Origin of the sequence: Streptomyces sp. NBC_00258 (genome assembly GCF_036182465.1) — a bacterium.
Lineage (GTDB): Bacteria > Actinomycetota > Actinomycetes > Streptomycetales > Streptomycetaceae > Streptomyces.
On the sequence record NZ_CP108081.1, the window covers coordinates 11,737,948 to 11,755,146 of the forward strand.

13 protein-coding genes and 4 pseudogenes are annotated in these 17,199 nt (G+C 68.0%); 5 read left to right on the forward strand and 12 right to left on the reverse strand.

What is annotated here, in order from left to right:
• Positions 1-5: 5 nt before the first annotated feature.
• The 6 genes and pseudogenes from OG718_RS52125 to OG718_RS52150 form a co-directional block, all read right to left on the reverse strand.
• Positions 6-902 (reverse strand): LLM class flavin-dependent oxidoreductase, encoded by an 897-nt coding sequence (locus tag OG718_RS52125; protein ID WP_328847632.1) that lies wholly within the window; start codon positions 900-902, stop codon positions 6-8.
• 20 nt (positions 903-922) lie between these two features.
• The gene (locus OG718_RS52130) at positions 923-1,081 is read right to left on the reverse strand and encodes a hypothetical protein (RefSeq protein WP_328847633.1); all 159 of its coding nucleotides are present in this window, start codon (positions 1,079-1,081) and stop codon (positions 923-925) included.
• A gap of 96 nt (positions 1,082-1,177) precedes the next feature.
• A pseudogene (locus OG718_RS52135) lies at positions 1,178-1,324 on the reverse strand (MerR family transcriptional regulator); the annotation flags it as partial.
• A 251-nt stretch (positions 1,325-1,575) separates the two neighbouring features.
• On the reverse strand, positions 1,576-2,346 hold the full coding sequence (gene istB / locus OG718_RS52140; RefSeq protein ID WP_266817962.1) for an IS21-like element helper ATPase IstB: 771 nt from the start codon (positions 2,344-2,346) through the stop codon (positions 1,576-1,578).
• The gene (gene istA, locus OG718_RS52145; RefSeq protein WP_328843034.1) at positions 2,343-3,941 is read right to left on the reverse strand and encodes an IS21 family transposase; all 1,599 of its coding nucleotides are present in this window, start codon (positions 3,939-3,941) and stop codon (positions 2,343-2,345) included. Before istA ends, istB begins: the two co-directional genes overlap by 4 nt.
• A 183-nt stretch (positions 3,942-4,124) precedes the next feature.
• Positions 4,125-4,658, reverse strand: coding sequence for a transposase (locus OG718_RS52150; protein WP_328847634.1), 534 nt, complete (start codon positions 4,656-4,658; stop codon positions 4,125-4,127).
• A gap of 124 nt (positions 4,659-4,782) precedes the next feature.
• On the opposite strand from OG718_RS52150, the pseudogene OG718_RS52155 reads away from it, so the two are divergent.
• A pseudogene (locus tag OG718_RS52155) lies at positions 4,783-4,944 on the forward strand (NF041680 family putative transposase); the annotation flags it as partial.
• A 124-nt stretch (positions 4,945-5,068) separates the two neighbouring features.
• On the opposite strand, the pseudogene OG718_RS52160 reads toward OG718_RS52155, so the two are convergent.
• From OG718_RS52160 to OG718_RS52170, 3 genes and pseudogenes are all read right to left on the reverse strand, one after another.
• Positions 5,069-5,392: pseudogene (locus OG718_RS52160) on the reverse strand (helix-turn-helix domain-containing protein); the annotation flags it as partial.
• Between the two features lie 175 nt (positions 5,393-5,567).
• A complete protein-coding gene (locus OG718_RS52165) occupies positions 5,568-5,903 on the reverse strand; it encodes a hypothetical protein (RefSeq protein ID WP_328847635.1) in 336 nt (111 codons plus the stop codon).
• A 216-nt stretch (positions 5,904-6,119) separates the two neighbouring features.
• Positions 6,120-6,356, reverse strand: a pseudogene (locus OG718_RS52170) (IS6 family transposase); the annotation flags it as partial.
• Positions 6,357-6,746: 390 nt separating this feature from the next.
• Between OG718_RS52170 and OG718_RS52175 the strand changes: the two are divergent.
• On the forward strand, positions 6,747-8,180 hold the full coding sequence (locus OG718_RS52175) for a glycoside hydrolase family 43 protein (protein ID WP_328847636.1): 1,434 nt from the start codon (positions 6,747-6,749) through the stop codon (positions 8,178-8,180).
• 36 nt (positions 8,181-8,216) lie between these two features.
• Here the strand turns inward: OG718_RS52175 and OG718_RS52180 are convergent, their stop codons facing one another.
• A complete protein-coding gene (locus OG718_RS52180; protein WP_328847637.1) occupies positions 8,217-9,227 on the reverse strand; it encodes a LacI family DNA-binding transcriptional regulator in 1,011 nt (336 codons plus the stop codon).
• Positions 9,228-9,373: 146 nt separating this feature from the next.
• On the opposite strand from OG718_RS52180, the gene OG718_RS52185 reads away from it, so the two are divergent.
• Positions 9,374-10,173, forward strand: a protein-coding gene (locus OG718_RS52185) for an IS5 family transposase (protein ID WP_443055389.1) whose coding sequence is annotated in 2 segments (ribosomal slippage) — positions 9,374-9,709 and positions 9,712-10,173 — 798 coding nt in all. Because the reading frame shifts where the segments join, the coding sequence is not laid out codon by codon here.
• Positions 10,174-10,617: 444 nt separating this feature from the next.
• Entirely contained in the window at positions 10,618-12,726 is a 2,109-nt protein-coding gene (locus tag OG718_RS52190) for a hypothetical protein (RefSeq protein ID WP_328847638.1), read from the forward strand.
• Between the two features lie 233 nt (positions 12,727-12,959).
• On the opposite strand, the gene OG718_RS52195 is transcribed toward OG718_RS52190, so the two are convergent.
• Positions 12,960-13,454, reverse strand: coding sequence for a peptidoglycan-binding domain-containing protein (locus OG718_RS52195; RefSeq protein ID WP_328847639.1), 495 nt, complete (start codon positions 13,452-13,454; stop codon positions 12,960-12,962).
• Between the two features lie 193 nt (positions 13,455-13,647).
• On the opposite strand from OG718_RS52195, the gene OG718_RS52200 reads away from it, so the two are divergent.
• The gene (locus OG718_RS52200) at positions 13,648-16,587 is read left to right on the forward strand and encodes an AfsR/SARP family transcriptional regulator (protein WP_328847640.1); all 2,940 of its coding nucleotides are present in this window, start codon (positions 13,648-13,650) and stop codon (positions 16,585-16,587) included.
• Positions 16,588-16,772: 185 nt separating this feature from the next.
• On the opposite strand, the gene OG718_RS52205 is transcribed toward OG718_RS52200, so the two are convergent.
• A complete protein-coding gene (locus tag OG718_RS52205; protein ID WP_328847641.1) occupies positions 16,773-17,195 on the reverse strand; it encodes a hypothetical protein in 423 nt (140 codons plus the stop codon).
• Between the last annotated feature and the right edge of the window lie 4 nt (positions 17,196-17,199).

Here is a 17,199-nt window from a genome sequence, read left to right on the forward strand (position 1 = left end):
CGAGGTCAGGTCAGGGACGGCAGCACGTCCGATGCCACGGTGTCGAGGATCGCCTCGTCACCCGCGAAGGGGCCCGACTCCCTCGGCCACGGCGCCAGTACGTCGGTGAAGCCGAGCTCGCCCGCCCGACCGAGGAAGTCGCGGTAGCACTCGACGCTCGACAGCGAGAAGACCGGCGCTGCGTCGGTCTGCAGGAACCGGCGGACCGTGGCGGGGTCGCGGGATTCGGCGTCCAATGCCTCGTCAAACCGGGCCGTCACCTCGGCCAGCGAGCGCCACCAGCCGTCCAACGAGTCGTGGTGGGTGCCCAGGGTGACCCACCCCTCGCCGTGCTTCGCGGCCAGGGCCAGAGCCTTCGGCCCGTTGGCCGCCAGCACGAACGGAGTGCGCGGTCGTTGCACGCAACCCGGCGCGTTCCGTGCGTCCACGGCCGTGTAGTACTCGCCGGAGTAGTCGACCCGGTCGTTGGTCAGCAGGGCGTCCAGCAACTCGACGAACTCCCGGTACCGGCGGAACGGGCTGGTGGCCTTCGTGGTGTCGCCGAACACCTCCACGTCGTAGCCGTTGACCCCGCCCGCGCCGATGCCGACCGTGCAGCGGCCGTCGGACAGGTCGTCCACCGCGAGCACGTCCCTGGCGAACGACAGCGGGTGGCGGAAGTTCGGCGACGCGACCATGAAGCCCAACTCGATCCGAGAGGTCACCGCCGCCGCCGCGCTCAACGTCGGCACGGCGCCGAACCAGGTGTGGTCGACGAGCGGACCCCAGCCCAGGTGGTCAAACGTCCAAGCGTGGGCGAAGCCATACGCTTCTGCCGCCTGCCACCGTGGTTTCGCCTCGGCCCAGTGGTACTCCGGCAAGATCGTGATCCCGGCCCGCACGACACCCCCATCTCCGATCATCGGTCGCGTTCATTCGAATCCTAGTCCGGGGCGAGGACGGTCGGCTCAAGGCCCGGCTGTGACTCGGACATGATCGTGCCGGCAGCCACGGCCGCGGTCCGATCCCTGTTGTCCGGTGGCGGATCGTCCGCACCGCGGGCTTCGGCCAGCGCCGCCGCGAACTCCCGCGCGATCACCACGTGCTCACAAGCCGCCTCGACGGACGTGACCGCGACTCCGGAAGCCGTTTGAAACAGGGCTGTTGGGAAGTCGCCCTGATTCGTTCATCGTTCGCCTGACGCGGCCAGTCGGTCCTCCTCGGCCCGCAGCTCGGGGTGGGTGGCCAGGATGATGAACCGGTCGGCCTGGGAAGCGGTGCCCAGAGGACCGAAGATGCGCTCCGTGAGCGGTGAGAGCAGACCCAGAGGGCTGCCCACCTCGCGGTTCGAAGGCACGTTCCTCGTACCGGACGCGGGCCGGTGCGGGCTCCTCGCCGAACCGGAACGTGGCAGCGACTTGGTGAGTTCCAGTGCGTCGTTCGCCATCGAGTCGATCTCGGCTTCGCATTCCGAGGTGACGCTCTCAAGCCGCTGCAGGCGCTGGTTGGAGTCGCGTGAGGCGTTTGTGAACGTCGGCGATATTCCCCAGGGGGTCTGTCGGGGCAATTCCCCACCCCCTGGGGCGTGAGTCGATGTCAGCTGGCCGGGGGCTTGCTGGAGCCGGAGGGCCCCTTCGGTCGCTTGTTGGGACGGTAGCTGGGGCCGTTCATGATGACCTGGTGGCTGGCGTTGATCAGCCGATCGAGGAGCGACTCGGCGACGACGGGATTCGGGAAGAGCGGATACCAGTCGCTGGGTGCCCGGTTGCTCGTGATGATCAGGGAACGCCCTTGCCGCTCGGAGACCAACTCGTAGAGGTCGTCGGCCTGGGAGGCGTTCATCTGGCGCATGGCGAAGTCGTCGAGGATGAGCACGTCTGGTCGGATGAGGTCGCGCATGCGCCGGTCCCAGGTGCGGTCCGCGTGGCCGCCGGCGAGTTCGGAAAGGACGCGGCTGGTCTTCGAGAAGCGGACGTTGGCGCCCTGGCGGACGGCCTGGTGGCCGAGGGCCTGCGCGACGTGTGTTTTCCCGACGCCGACGGGTCCGAACAAAATGACGGACTCGCCGGAGTGGAGCCAGCGCAGGGCCGCGAGGTCGCGGATCTGGGCGGCGGGCAGTTTCGGGGAAGCGTTGAAGTCGAAGCCCTCCAGGGTGACTTGCTGCTCGAACCGGGCTTTGCGCAGGCGCCGTTCGAGGGCGACGGACTCGCGGCGAGTGATCTCGTCCTGGCAAAGAACCTGCAGAAAGTCGAGGTGGCCAAGCTCGCCGCCCTGGGCCTGCGTGAGCCGGGCGTCGAGGGTTTCGAGCATGCCGGACAGCCGCAAGATCTTGAGCGAGTCGCGCAGGGCGGTGGTCATCACGCTCACCGGGCGGCCTCCTCAGCGTCACCGTTCCCCTGGTCGTCGCCGACGGTGCCGGAGATCTGGGTGGGGATGACGGCGTCGGCGAACAGACCCTCGGGGCCGTGCAGAAAGGCCGATGCGCCGGCGTCGCCGGTCTCGGGTTCCGGGTCGGTCTCGGTGCCGGCGACCAGGATGCCCTTGACGGTCCGATAGGACGGGTCGCCGACCGCGATCGCCTTCGCGCAGGCGGCCTCGAGCCTGGTGTCGCCGTACTTCTTGCGCAGGCCGAGCACCCCCTGGGCGGCCCGGAGCCGATAGAGGGCATTGACCTCCAGGAGCTGGTCGATCACCTGCCGGCAGGCGTCCCCGACCTGCGAGGCTTGGCCGCGGCACCAGATCGGCGTGCGCATCTGGAAGGCAATCTTCTCGGGCGGGTAGTCGTTCTTGTCGGTGCGTTTGCCCTGCTCAAGTGCGGCATGTGTCTTGACCAGTTCGCCCTCGTGGAAGACCTGCACCATAGTGGCGGTGGAGCGGACATCGACGCGACGGCCGATGAGTTTCCAGGGCACCGAGTAGAGGGTCCGGCCGACCTTGACGTGGATGTCCGGGCCGACCGTCGCCTTCGACCATCTGGCCAGCACGAACGGCGCCTCGGGCAGCGGCAGCAGGGCCGACGCCTCGATCGTCTCGAACACAGACAGCGGAGCGGCACCGCCCAACGGGCGACACTGCCGCTGACCTGCGACATTCCGGGACCAGAGCAGGGCCTCGGCCTGCATATGGTCCACCGAGGTGAACGTCCGCCCGCGCCAGTAGGAGTCGCGGACGTAGGGCATGGGCCGCTCCACCCTGGGCTTGTCCTTGGGCTTCAACGCCCGGGCCGGATCCACCAACGCCCCGTAGTAGGTGGCGAGTTCGGCATACGACCTGTTGATTTTCGGATCGTAGAGGTCCGGCTTGTCGACCCCCGTCTTGAGGTTGTCCGGCACCAGTCGGCGCGGCACCCCGCCGAAGAACCGGAACGCTTCCACGTGCGCTTGGGTCCAGGCGTGCTGATCCATGTGCGCCACCGGGCGTACGAACATGTGCCGCGAGGCGGGCAGCACCATCACGAACGCCCAAATCCGGTGCCGTTTCCCGGTGTTGGGATTGATCCACTGCCCCAGGAAGCCGTAGTCGATCTGTGCTTCCGAGCCCGGCTCGACGTTCTCCCGCAGCACGGTGACCTTGGACCGGGCCGCCTCGTCGGGCAGATTCTCGTGCACCCACCGGCGGAACGAGGTCAGCCCCGCCTGCAGCTTTCGCTCGTCGCGCAGCCGCTGATGGATCGTGGTCACCGTGCAGGTGTTCAACATCTCCACCACGTAGTCGCGGTGTCGCTCGATCTCCGGCCAAGTCAGCTGATTCAGCCGCCTGTTGGCCTGATCGGGGAACCAGCTCTTGATCAGTTTCGCCCAGTCGGTCTCGCTCATCGGCGGTCCGCCCGGGGTGATCCCGGCCGCCTCGGCCGGCGCCAGATACTTCCTGATTGTCTTCCGGTCCAGCCCGAGCGACGCCGACAACTGCGTCTTCGAGCGGCCCGCGTACCAGTGGACGTAGATCTCCACGATGTCCGTCACGCTGAATGTTCTCCTTGCCATCCGGATCGCCCGTCGACCCTCCCGGTCCGCTGGTCAAGGGACACCAGCGACTCCGAGTAGGCCCGGACCCTCAACCCGGCACGGGCATGCCCCAGGGGATCTCCATCGATTCGCAAGAAGGATCTATCGGTCGAACAAACCACCCGACACGGGGAAAGATCATCAACCCGAGACCACGACGGACATCCCCACCCATGACGGGCGTCGCCCTGGGGAACCGGCGTCACCAGGGCGGGGAATTACGGCGACAGAATCAGCCAGAAAGCAGGGAATTGAGCCGTCGCCGACAGCGTTCGCATCCATGGGAGATCCGTCCACCGCAACAGCCGCAAGGTTCAGCAGGCCCTGTTGGCGACCGCACACCGCCAGGACCTGCACAAACAGTAGTTTCAAGGCCGCCCGGTGACGTCTGATGAACCGAGCGAGCGTGGAATGGTCGCCTCTTCGGTTCGCGGCAATGATCCGGCAGCCCACGTCATCGAAGCACGCCTGCTCAATCTTGCGAGAGGACCGGATTCCCTTGCCGTAGCAGTACAGAAGCAACGCGATCAGAGTCTGGGGAGGATAGGCCGCCCGCCCCTGACGGTCATCACGGTAGCTGTGGACGAACGCCGTCAGATCAAGTTGATCAATAACGTCGAGCACCTTCCAGCACAGGTGGTCGGGCGTCGGCCGCTCCCGCACATCCTGCGGCATCTCAAGAACACGGTCACGGTTGCACGAGAGAATGTTCCGCCCCACAAAGGTAGGCTCCGAGGCGGCGCAGAAGACCGGAATCGAACGTCAAATACTACTCGACGGTCAGTGAGCAGCCGTTACGCGACAGCATCCGTACTGTCCGGCCCGTGCACCGAAACCCTCAACACCCGGACCAGGCAGGCCACTTGGTTCGAAGAACTGGCGGTCCGCCACCCGCTACGACGTGGGCAAGACCGTGAAACGACCCGAGAGCATCACCGAACGAAACCGACTCAGACCATAAAGAACACGCTTACCTCGAGACCCGATTAGCAGACCCGAGATAGCCAGTCGGCACGCGTTCATTGACCTGTCGAAGACGCTTCGACAGGGCCGACTCGTGCACCACCCCGATTGCAGGTGCCGGTTCACGACGACTGTGGGAGTCGTCGCCTGACCGAGTCTTCGATGCCGGCTTGTTTTGACGTTGGTTGAGGGTTCGTGGCAAGAGCGGATCGCCCCGTGGCCTGCGCTCGATACCGCCCCGGTGTAGTGCCGAACTCCCTCTCGAAGGCGTGGGAGAGTGCGTAGGGGCCGCCGTAGCCGACTCGTCCGGCGATGGTGGCCAGGGTTTCCTTGGTGTCGCGGAGCAGGGTGGCGGCAAGAATCACGCGCCACCAGGTGAGGTACGCCATCGGAGGGCGGCCGACCAGGGTGGTGAACCGGCGAGCCAGGGTGGGGCTTCCTCCGCCAGGACCTCGACACGGTGACCGTCGGCCTGACCCTGCCCTGGAGCTCCGGAGTCGTCGAAGTCGCCACGTAAACCGGGTGAGAACACTGAAGCGAGCTATGTACGGCCCAGCCTCATTCGAACTCCTCCGTGCCCGGATTCTCACCCAGTCATGAGGGCTGCGACTCACGCTCGCCTCAAGGGACGAGTCTGGTGGCAAAGGCCGCTATCAGGGTGTCCGCCCTCAGCAGCAGCTCAGGGTTGGAAGTTCCCGCCACGCGGACAGAAACCTCATCACCACTCACGGCCTTGGCAAGGTGCACTTCAATGTGATGGTCCGATCCGACGAGCGGATAGCTGTACCAGCGGACCGGGTGCCCATCATCGGTGGCCTCAAGGCCGAGTTCGACCGCCTGCCAGTCAGTGCCATCGAAGTCACAGCCGGCGTAACGCGCCAAGAGGGCCAAGAAGGGCTGGACGTTCTCGTTCCAGATCCAGCTCTCTACCGTGCGCTCCCGGTCGCTCTCTGTCATCCGGTCAGAGTGTCAGACCGCGTTTGAGATCTGCCATGTCCCGTGGTGGCAGTGATCGTTGAGCCTGTCGTGAGCGGTGCTGGGGGGTATCCATCGGACCTGACCGATGAGCAGTGGACGCTGGTGTAGACGGTCTTCGGGCGTTGTCACGTTGTTGGGTGTGGGGGTGTCTGACGGTGTGCCGGGGCGTTGTGGAGTCGGGTTCCGGCTGTGTGCTCACGGCGCGGTGGGCAGGCTGGCGACTTCGGTGATCTGATCCCAGATTGTGAAGCGGACGGTCATTTCGGCTCGGTAGTCGTGTGCGGGGATCAGATGTCGGCGGGGTCGGAAGTGGGGCGTGATGCCGCTGAATGCGGACAGAAACCGCTGTGCTCCGCCCACGGAACGGAAGCCTTTCATCGTCCGTTCGCGCTGCCTCGTTGGCTGGTGGCTGTTCTCCGCCCGGTTGTTCAGCGTTCCCGGGTCCAACGTCCGCGTAAGGCAGAGGAGTTCACCCCGGTGGTGTACGCCTTGTCACCCCGCACCCGCAGCCGCCCGTGACCAGTCTTTTCAGGTCCCACGGACTACGGATGTCGAAGGTATTGACGCATCCCGCTGCTCACATTTAACGTCTGCCCGACATCGCGAACGTCGTTCGATCCACCGGACGACTTCCGCCCTCACCCGCTCTTGGATTGACCAACCGTGCCGGCGAGAGACATGCCGTTGCGCGGATCCGACCCCGCTTCCGCGTCGTGCGGTAGTCGACCCTGTCCCGCCAACGCTGGGACTGAGCCCCCCCGGTTGACCCTGCTTCGCTCTTTTCGCCCGATGGTGGCATTCGCAGAACGATAGGAGATAGACATGTCCGCGCTCCGTGCCCGGCTGTCGGCGATATTGCTCGCCGTGTGCCTGCTCTTCACAGGCCAAGCCCTGACCACACCGCAGCGGGCTGCCGCCGCCGATCCGGGCTATCTGATGGCGCACTTCATCGGGGAAGGGGCGACCGGTCAGCAGATCTACTTCTCGCACAGCGCGGACGGCCTGCACTGGAGTGACCTCAACGGCGGCGGGATGGCCCTGCGTTCCACGGTGGGCACGCGTGGAGTGCGCGACCCCGCACTGGTCCGCTCTCCCGACGGCAGCAAGTACTGGATCATCGCGACCGATCTGTGCATCGACTGCGGGCAGACGTGGAGTCAGTCCATCAACGACGGCAGCCGCAACCTCGTGGTGTGGGAGTCGACGGACCTGGTCAACTGGTCGCAGCCGCGGCTGCTCAACGTCGCCGGAGCGATTCCCGACGGGCGCAACGCGTGGGCGCCGGAGGCGATCTGGAACCCGGCCACCAACGACTACATCCTGTACTGGGCGACGAACAAGCCCCTCAACGGCGCAACGAAGCACCGCATTTACTACGCCCGCACCAGCGACTTCCGCTCCATCACCACCCCGCAGGTCTACATCGAGCGCCCCGGCACCCAGGAAATCATCGACACCCAGATCGTCGAGATGCCGAGTGGCGTCGGCGACTACCGCTACGTACGGGCCTCCGGTGACGGCCAGATCACCCTCGAAGGCAGCAACTCGATCCTCGGCACCTGGACCAACCTCGGCAACCTCTCCGGCATCGGCCTGACCGGCTCCCAGGTCGAGGGTCCGATGTGGATGAAGTTCAGAGACCGCAACGAGTGGACCCTCTACCTCGACCAGTACGCCTCGGGACGCGGTTACATGCCGGTCACGACGACCAACCCGTCCGCCTCCGGCACCTACAAGCTCCCGGCGTCGGGCAGCTACAACCTGGGCGGCACCAAGAAGCGCCACGGCTCGATCCTGAACCTGACGGCCGCCGAGGAGAGCCGCGTACAGGCCCGCTGGCCCAACACCACGGTCAACCGGCTCCAGTCGTACAACTTCCAGGACCGGTACGTCCGGCACGCCAACATGGACGTGCGCATCGACTCCAACGTCAGCCCCGCCGCCGACTCCCAGTTCCGGCTGAGGACCGGTCTGGCGGGCTCCGGTACCGTCTCCTTCGAGTCGGTGAACTTTCCCGGCTACTTCCTGCGGCACGCCGGATACGACTTCCAGCTCGTCTACAACGACGGCACCACCCAGTTCGCCGCGGACGCCACCTTCCGCAAGGTCGCCGGGCTCGCCGACGCAAGCTGGTCGTCGTTCCAGTCGTACAACCACCCCGACCGGTACATGCGCCACTACGGGTACCAGCTCCGTCTCGACCCGATCACCACGGCGACAGGGCGCGGCGACGCCACCTTCCTCGTGACGAACTGACCCCACGCCGACGATGCGGTCCGTGGCCTCGTGCGGTCAGAGTGTGCCGTTCCCTCGCCGTACGGGGCCTCGTGTGGACCGGCGAGGGGCCAGGACCGGCTGCACGAGCCGATGCCGGTCCACACAGGTGCGGGCGTTGATGAGAGCGATCAGCAGGTCGACCGCTTCGTCGCTCACCCGGTCCGGGCGGAGGCTGAGCGTGGTGACGGGCGGGGTGGTCGCCGCGTAATCCGGATCCTCACTGATGCACGCCACCAGTAGATCCTGCGCCACTCGAAGCCCGTGGTGCCGGGCGGCGGCGAGGATGTTGTGACCGGAGTCGGAGTAGATGCCGATGACGGCGTCCGGTCGTGGATCGCGGTTGAGTAGCCGGCTGACCGCGTCCCGTTCAGCAGTGAAGTAGTCGGGCAGCGAGGCGTACTCCTCGACGAGTGTGGGCAAGTCGTGCTCGGCGCACCAGGAGGCGTAGGCGCGTCCGATCAGGTGCGGGTACTCGTTGTCGTGCAGCGGCTGGGAGAGCGCGATCCGCCGGGCGCCGGCCTCCGTGAGGTGGTCGAGCAGGAGACGCAGGCCCGCGTCGTTGTCGGTGTCTACCCACACGTCGCCCCAGTGCGGCTGGGGCGGCCGGCCGTCGCAGGCCATGGGGACGCCACGCTCCCGCAGGAGGGAACGCACCGGGTCGTCGGCGCGCGGATCGACGTGGATGACGCCGTCCATCGGTGTGTTGAGCCACATCCACGGTGACAACGAACTCGGCATCACCATGAGCAGGTAACCGCGCTCACGCGCTGCGGAGATGGCGCCCAGCGCCAGCTGTGCGTAGTACGGGATCTCGGTGTACGGGACGGGAAGGTCGCCGTATGCCGTCATGGTCAGACCGAGCACTCCGGTGCCGCCGCGAGCCAGGGCACGGGCCGTGCTGGCGGGGGCGTAATCGAGTTCGCGTGCCGCGGAGAGCACGCGCTGCCTGGTCGGCTCGGACAGCCGGCCGGTGCCGTTGAGGGCGTTCGACACCGTGGCCGTGGAAACCCCGGCCCGTGCGGCCACGGCACCGAGTGTGCGGCGTTGCCAGACACACGAGCTTTCATGTGTTCCCCAACAGTGCCTGTTGTTCCCAACAGCCCCATGACGGCTTGTGGTTAACGCCTTAGACGTCATCTCATTTGGGTGACTAGACTTGTGGCGTGTCAAAGATCGTTGAGCGGCTGGTGCCGGACGAGTTGTGGGAGCTGTTCCAGCAGGTGGTGCCCGAGGCGCCGTCGCGGCCTCAGGGTGGTGGCCGGCGTCGGCACGGCGACCGTGAAGTGCTGGCCGCGATCGTCTTCGTGGCGACCTCGGGCTGCACGTGGCAGCAGGTGCCGACCGCCTCGTTCGGCCCGTCCGGCGCGACGGCCCACCGGCGTTTCACCGAGTGGACCAAAGCCCGGGTGTGGGCCAAGCTCCACCGCCTGGTCCTCGACGAACTCGGCTCCCGTGGTGAGCTGTACTGGTCGCGGTGCGCGATCGACTCGGTCAACATGCGGGCCTTGAAAAGGGGGAGCTGACAGGCCCGAATCCTGTAGACCGGGGCAAGTACGGGTCAAAGATCCACTTGATCACGGAGCGGACCGGACTGCCCCTGTCCATCGGCATCTCGGGCGCCAACACGCACGACAGCCAGGCACTGATCCCGCTGGTGAAGGGCATACCGCTGATCCGCTCCCGCCGGGGACCCCGGCGACGCAGGCCCCACAAGCTCCACGCCGACAAGGGCTACGACTACAACCACCTGCGACGATGGTTATCCAGCCGAGGAATCCGGCACCGCATCGCCCGCAGAGGTATCGAGTCCTCGGCCCGCCTGGGCGCCCACCGCTGGACCGTGGAGCGCACGATGTCCTGGCTCGCCGGATGCCGACGCCTGCACCGCCGCTACGAACGCAAAGCCGACCACTTCCTCGCCTTCACCAGCATCGCCTGCACCCTGATCTGCTACCGCAGACTCGCCAAATGAGATGACATCTTACTGCTTCAGCGGCACCGGCTTCACCGATGAACTGAATCAGCTGGCAAAGAACGACCCCACGATTCAACTGATCGACCTGCCCCGCCTGTACCACGGAGAGTGACTCTTGATCTGCAGCTGGGGTGACCGGTTTGCCGCACCGGCTGACGGACCCGCATGAGGAGTTCGCCGAGGCTGCCGCACAGGGGAGCACGCAGGAACGGCGCCGATCCAACTCGGCCGGGACGGCCTGCCGTTCTCATGCGGTCCTGTGCCGCGGGGCTCGTTCGACGATGAGCGATCCGTCGCGGGACGGTCAGGGTGAGCGCGGGCAGCCACCGGGGCCTGCCGGCGGCATGCCGCCGAGCCTCGGCCGAGGGCGGTGCGTCGCGGCTCGGCGGTAGCGTGGCGAGGCGAGTAAAGCTGCGGACAGGCGGGGCGGATTTCATGCGGATGCGGTACGAAGCCGGGGCTGAGGAGGAGTTCGAGGCGGCATGCGGGCTGTTGATCGACCGGTTGGTCCGGTGGGCCGGGGAACAGGGTCTACCGGTGGACGAGTTCCTGGTGGAGGCGGCGTTGGACTACCGGCACCGGGCGACCGCCGACGGTCGGCTCGGGTTGTGGGAGCCGCGGCATGTGGAGGAGTTGCTGCTGTCCTGGCTTCCCCAGCAGGTCACCGAGCTTCCCGGAGAGGAGTGCGGAGACGGTCCGGGCACGTTGCGCACCCTCCTGCGCTTTCTGCACGCCGTGCGGTTGGCGGACCCGCGCGGGCCCGCGCTCGATGACTCCCTCGGCGCGGTGGACGCGGCCACGGAGCGGTATCCGGCGGCGATGGCGGACCGTACCCGCTGGGGCTTGGCGAAGTTCTGGGCGGTGACCGCTGCCGAGCAGGGCGTGGACGTCATGGACGGGGCGGCGCTTCAGCGGTTCGCGGAGCGTGCTCAGTGCGGGGACGTCTCCTACGACCAGCGGGCCCTTGACGCGATCATGGATCGGCGGTTGAACGGCCGCCTGTTGGCCGACGGGGCCCGGGCCGAGCCGCAGCTGCCTGTGGTGCTGCCTTCGGACGGTGAACTGCGACGACGGGCCGAGGTGTCGACGATTGTGGCGCAGTTGCGGGGTCTTGCGGAGTGGGTGGGGCGCGAGGGGCGGGTGGTGACAGCCACGGGGCGGCTGCGGATGGCCGACGCCCGCGAGTTGGTGGACGTGCTGGGCACCGGCGACAGGACCGAGGGGGTGCGCTCTTCGGCCGAGCTGCCGCAGCTGGCACTGCTGGTGGAGTGGGCGACGAAGGCGCGGCTGGTCCGGGTGGCCAAGGGCCGGTTGTACGCGGTGGCCAAGGCCCGGCCGGTGCTGGCCGACCCGCTTCAGCTCTGGTTGCGCGCCTTCGACGCTCTCTTCGAACTGCGGCAGGCCCTGATCGGGGCGCGCAGCGGCTGGCATGTCGAGTCGATGCTCTTCGACATCTACGACGAGATGTTGGAGGACGTGCTGAACACGCTCTACAGCCTGCCGTACCCGATGCCCTGGCCGCGGCTGCGTGACTCCGTGCACCTGGGCTACCGGGCCCGCTTCCAACTGGACGCCGGCCCGGACCTGCAGCACCGGATGTGGTTCGAGCACGCCGACCGGGACCTGCGCTTGGTACTCGACGCGCTGGTGGACCTGGGCGCGGTCGAGCGTGAGCAGGGGATGGCCGATCCGGTGTTCCTGGAGGCCGATCTCTCCGATCTCGAAGATTCCGGACCCGAACTGGGCGCGGGGATGTCGCAGGAACTCGCGGAGATGCTGGGAGTCGTGGGGCCGGCAGCGGATCCGGCGGCGGCGCGGGAGCGTGATCGCCGCCTGCGTGAGGAACTGACCGCCGGGCCCGTCGAACTCATCCGTGTCACCGAGCTGGGCACCCGGGCCGTACGGCAGCGGCTGCTGGCGGCCGGCCGGGACGCACCGCTGGTCGGTGAGCTGGTCCAGGCACCGGCGGCCGGCTTGCTGGGGGTGCTGGCCGAAGACTACGACCCGGATGCCGCCCGTACGGAACTGGCCGGCTGGATCTCGGCCCGGGGGGAGCGGGATGCCGCGCTGCGGCAACTGACCGACGCCTTACGGACCATGGCGGGTACGGCGTTCCGAACGCGTGCCCAGGCGATGCTGGACGTGCTGGCGGTGGCGTTGCCCGACGGCGAGGGTGAGCGGCTGCTGCGTGCGCTGCGCGGCGACGCCGTACTGGCACCGCTCGCACTGAGCGCGCTGGCGCACCGTGAACTGTTGTCCCCCGAGGACATGACCGACGCCGAGCATCTGCTGGTGCTCGCCGAGAGCCTGCTGCAGCTCGTGGAGTTGGCCGGCGGCTCAGGCGGCGCCGAGGAGGTACTGCGCGCCCAGGGGCCCGAGGCCAGCGACGCGGTCGCCGCCGCGCTGGACTCCGCGCACCCGGACCGGGCCGGACTTGAGGAACTCCGGCACCTTGCGGCACGGGTCTGGCGTATGTCCGCCGTTCGCCGCGGTGGTGTCCGCAGGCGCGGGCGTGCCACGGCCCGGGGCGGGCGCAAGCGGAGCCGGTGACAGAGTGGCGCCGATCGGTTCGGCGGGTGCGGGGACGAGGCCGGCGGGGTATGGAGTGGAAACTGGCGGTGCTCGGTGCTGCGACTCGGTGACGCGCGTTAGCGTCGAGGTCATGGCCGAGGGATGGGGCGAGGACGGGCTGCGGGCCGTGCGCTGAGCGGTTCGGTCCCGGCACTCACCGAGTCCCGGGACCTCACTCTTCCTTTCCCCCGCTCAGGAAGAACGGACCGCTGTCACAGGTCACGCCGAATGTTGCCGTGCTGCTGGCAGGTGACCTTCGTCGTGGCGTCGCTGTACGTCGGCCACTTCATGTACTGACGGGTCGCGGGACCGTACTCGCCGTCGACCTTCACCCCCGCCGAGGTCTGCGCCCGGCGCAGCGCGGCCTCCGTCTTGTCGCCGAAGGCACCGTCCACGGAGAGGTCCGCCGAGTAGCACCGGTTCAGCGCGTTCTGCAGGGTCTTGACACCGCCCAGGGGGTACTGGAGGGTGCCGTCGCCGTTCGTCAAGTAGCACATGAGGCCGATGCTGAACCCGACCTCCGCCGGCAGACGCACCTTCTGGTCGCTGTTCCCGACCCGCTCGTACAGCCAACTGCCCTGACAGTGCGGGTAATCACCGTGTGCCGAGGCGGCGGGCGCCATCGTGACGGCGCCGCCGAGCAGGCCGGCGAGCAGCGCTCCGGTGGCGAGCAGGTTGAACGGGCGCCTTCGCATGCTGGATCTCACGATGTCTCCCTCGAATCGGGTGGACGACTTGGCCGCCCGCCGCTGTGAACGACGGGCATGTACCGGGAAAGGCACGTACCGGATGGATGCTTCAGGAGAGCCCGTGCGGTCTCCTTGTAGGATTCTTGTGGGCTGCGCAGGCTTCCCGTCATGACCAGGCGGACTCAGTTGCGGCGGGTTCGGGGGAGACGCAATGGCGGTTCAGATCTCGGTACTCGGCGACATCCGGGTACTGATCGACGGGAATCCGGTCGAGTTGGGTCCGCCGAGACGGCAGTGCGTACTGGCGGGGCTCCTGATCGACGCGGACCGGGTGGTGTCGTCCGACCGTCTCGCGGACCGGGTATGGAGTGGGCGGCCACCCGACGGCGCCCGGCAGATCCTGCACAGCTACATTTCGCGCCTGCGGAGGGCGTTTCTCCCTGCCGGCGAGCGGGTCGCGATCGAGCGGCGGCCCGGTGGATACGTCCTCGCTCTGGGGCCGGGGGCCGGCGGCGTCGCCGACGTCACGGTGGATCTGCACCGGTTCAGGGAGCTCGTGGACCGGGCGCGCCGTGCCGGCGAGGCTGCGGCCGACGACGGCGGGGAGCGGGCCACGGCCCTGCTGGACGAGGCGCTCGCGCTGTGGCACGGCGACGCCTTCGCCTCGCTGGAATCGCCGTGGATCGACGAGGTCCGCGCACGTCTGGACGAGGAACGGTTCCAGGCCGAGCTGGAGCGGGGCGATCTGCTGCTGCGGCAGGGCCGCCAGGCCCGGCTGCTCGTGGAGCTGCAGTCCCGTGTCGGAGAAAAGCCGTTGAACGAGCGCCTCGTCGGGCAGCTGATGCTGACCCTGTACCGGGAGGGCCGCTCGGCACACGCGCTCGAACAGTACGAACGCCTTCGCCGGGACCTCGCGGACACCATGGGCGCGGACCCCGGCCCCGAACTGCAACGGCTGCACCTGCACATCCTCGACGCGAAGACCGGCCGGTCCGACGACCAGCAGCCACCCGCCCCCGCCGTGGCGCCGACCGCTCGCCCCGGTCAGCTCCCGCTGCCTCCATCCTCGTTGACCGGGCGGGCTCGGGAGCTGGCGGCGTTGGACATACGGCGCAGCGACACGGTGCCCGTCACCGTGATCTGCGGTCTGGGAGGTGTCGGAAAGACATCACTGGCGCTGCGCTGGGCGCACGACAATCTCCACCGCTGGCCCGACGGGCAACTCCACGCGAACCTGCGCGGATTCGCCCCCGCCGTCCGGCCCCTGACTCCGCAGGCCGTGATCCGCGGTTTCCTGACCGCCCTCGGCGTCGACCAGAGGGCCGTCCCGACGGACTTCGAGGCACAGACCGGTCTCTACCGCAGCCTGGTCGCCGGAAAACGGATCCTCATCCTCCTCGACAACGTCCATGACGCCGAGCAGGTCCGCCCCCTACTGCCGGGCTCTCCTTCCTGCACGGTTCTGATCACCTCCAGGAACCGGCTCAGCGGACTGGTCGCCGAGGGCGCCCTCCCCGTTGTCCTGGAACCTCTCACTGCCACCGAGGCCCACAGGCTGCTGGCCGACCGGCTCGGCGAGCAGAGGGTGGCCGCCGAACCCGAGGCGGCGACAGCCCTGATATTGAAGTGCGACAGGCTGCCCCTCGCACTCGCCGTGGCCTGCGCTCGGGCCATGAGCAACCCCCAGCTTCCGCTCGCCGCCCTGGCGGCCGAACTCCGCCCACACGAGACCCGGCTCGATGCCCTGGACACCGGCGACCTGAGCACCTCACTGCGCGCCGCGTTCGACTCCTCGTACGACGCCCTCGACGGCGCCGCCGCACGGTTGCTCTGCCTGCTGGGCCTCGCGCCCGGTCAGGACATCGGCCTGCCCGCCGCGGCCTCTCTCGCCGGGCTCCCGCCGGCGCGTGCCCGCGCGCTGCTGCGTGCGCTGGAGGACGCCCATCTCGTCCAGCAGCATGTGCCGGGGCGATACGGCCTCCACGACCTCGTACGCCTCTACGCCGCCGAGCGGGCCTCTCGGGACCAGCCTCCGGCGCAGCTCACCGAGGCGCTCAGTGCCCTGATCGGCTTCTACATCCGGACAGCGGACCGCGCTCATACGCTGATGGCCCCCCACGGTACTTCTTCGGCTATCGCGGAAGGAGCGAAAGGCGCGGCAGACGCCGCAGGGGCGCAAGAGAGCCCATCGTCCGGTGGGCAGGTCCAGCTCGGGCTGGACGACTCGGCCGCGGCGCGGGAGTGGTTCGAGGCCGAACGGTCCTGCCTACTCGCCGCCCTTCAGCTCACGGTCTCGATGAGGCTCCACTCCCAGGTGTGGCGGCTCTGCTGGGACATCACCCTGTTCCTGCGCAGGTCCGGCGATGTCCAGGAACTCCTCAGCATCAGCGAGACCGGCCTCGCCGCCGCGCAGGCCCTGGAGGGCCCGACGGCACCGACCCTCCAGGCCCTGGCCCATCGTGGCCTGGCCTTCGCGATGCTGCTGGCCGATCGCGACGGGGCGAAGCTTCTCGATCACCTGGGCAGGGCACTGAGCCTGTCCCAGGAGACGGGTGACCTGCTCAACCAGGCCCATACGCATCAGGGCCTGGTCATGGCACTGGACCGGGCCGATGACCCCAAGGCCGCGCTGAAGCACGCCGAACGGTCTCTCGAACTGTACGAGAGAGCCGGCGACCCGCACGGCGAGGCCAACGCGCTCAACACACTGGGCTGGTGTCAGGGCCGCGTCGGTCACTACGAAGAGGCCGCGGCCAGCTGCCACAAGTCCCTGTCGGCCAGCCGGACATACGGCTGGCCGCACGCGGAGGCAGCCGTTCTGGACAGCCTCGGCCACATCAACACCCAAGCGGGCCGTCACCGTGAGGCCGTCGGATACTTCCGCCAGGCCCTGGACGCCTATCGCAACCGCCGCGACGCCTACGAGATGGCGAACACGTTCAGCGGCCTGGCAGGGGCCCACCACGCCCTCGGCGAGTACGCCGAAGCCCGCACCGCCTGGCATCAGGCACTCACCCTCTACCGCGCCCAGCACCGGACAGCTCAGGCCGAGGAGACCGAGAACCGGCTCGGAGCAGAGGCGGAGCGGGTGAAGGCCGCGATCGTGCTGGCCGACGATCCCGGCGGGGATCCGGTGGGGCGTCTGATGTGACCGGCCTGATCAGGCCGCTTGTGTCTGCGAGGGTGGGATTGTGGGCAGAGTGGTCAGGTTCTTCTTCTGGCGGGCGGGGCGGCCCGTCATCTGGTCCGGCTAGGGCACGCCCCCGCCCGGATACCACCCAGCCGACAGGAACACCCAAAATAATGCCCGTGCCTGGGCCGTAGGGACACAGCAGGTCAGATGTCCAGGGAGTTCAGATCGCGGCGGAGGACGTTGCGAGCCGCTTCGGTCGCGTCTCTGTGTGCCTGTCTGGCTGCTTGATAGTCCGGTGTCGGGACGGTGGCGCCGGAAGCGAGTACCTCGCGGATCTTTCGAAGCGAGGTGTACGACGCGTCAATCGCCGTCACCACCTCATTGGTTGCTGTGAGGATCAGCCGTTCCCGTGCCTCATCGCATCCCGACGCCTGGTGTACCTGCCGGATCCTGGCCGCTCTCGCCTGCGGACTCGCATGCTCTTCGTCGGCGGCCAGCCGCATGGCTTCGTGCGCCCTGCGAAAGGAGACGAGGCAGTCCGCGTACAGGTTCCGGCGGTCCTGCTGCCTGTTGTCCCTGGTGGTGCGCCGCCAGCGCACATGCTCGCCGACCAGGGTGGCTCCCACCCCC

What these genes read in the sequence shown, in the direction of transcription:
- OG718_RS52165 (WP_328847635.1), bottom strand. Translation starts at nt 5,903, where the DNA reads ATGACAGAGAGCGACCGGGAGCGCACGGTAGAGAGCTGGATCTGGAAC.
- OG718_RS52150 (WP_328847634.1), bottom strand. Translation starts at nt 4,658, where the DNA reads ATGCCGCAGGATGTGCGGGAGCGGCCGACGCCCGACCACCTGTGCTGG.
- OG718_RS52200 (WP_328847640.1), top strand. Translation starts at nt 13,648, where the DNA reads ATGGCGGTTCAGATCTCGGTACTCGGCGACATCCGGGTACTGATCGAC.
- OG718_RS52175 (WP_328847636.1), top strand. Translation starts at nt 6,747, where the DNA reads ATGTCCGCGCTCCGTGCCCGGCTGTCGGCGATATTGCTCGCCGTGTGC.
- OG718_RS52190 (WP_328847638.1), top strand. Translation starts at nt 10,618, where the DNA reads ATGCGGTACGAAGCCGGGGCTGAGGAGGAGTTCGAGGCGGCATGCGGG.
- OG718_RS52125 (WP_328847632.1), bottom strand. Translation starts at nt 902, where the DNA reads ATGATCGGAGATGGGGGTGTCGTGCGGGCCGGGATCACGATCTTGCCG.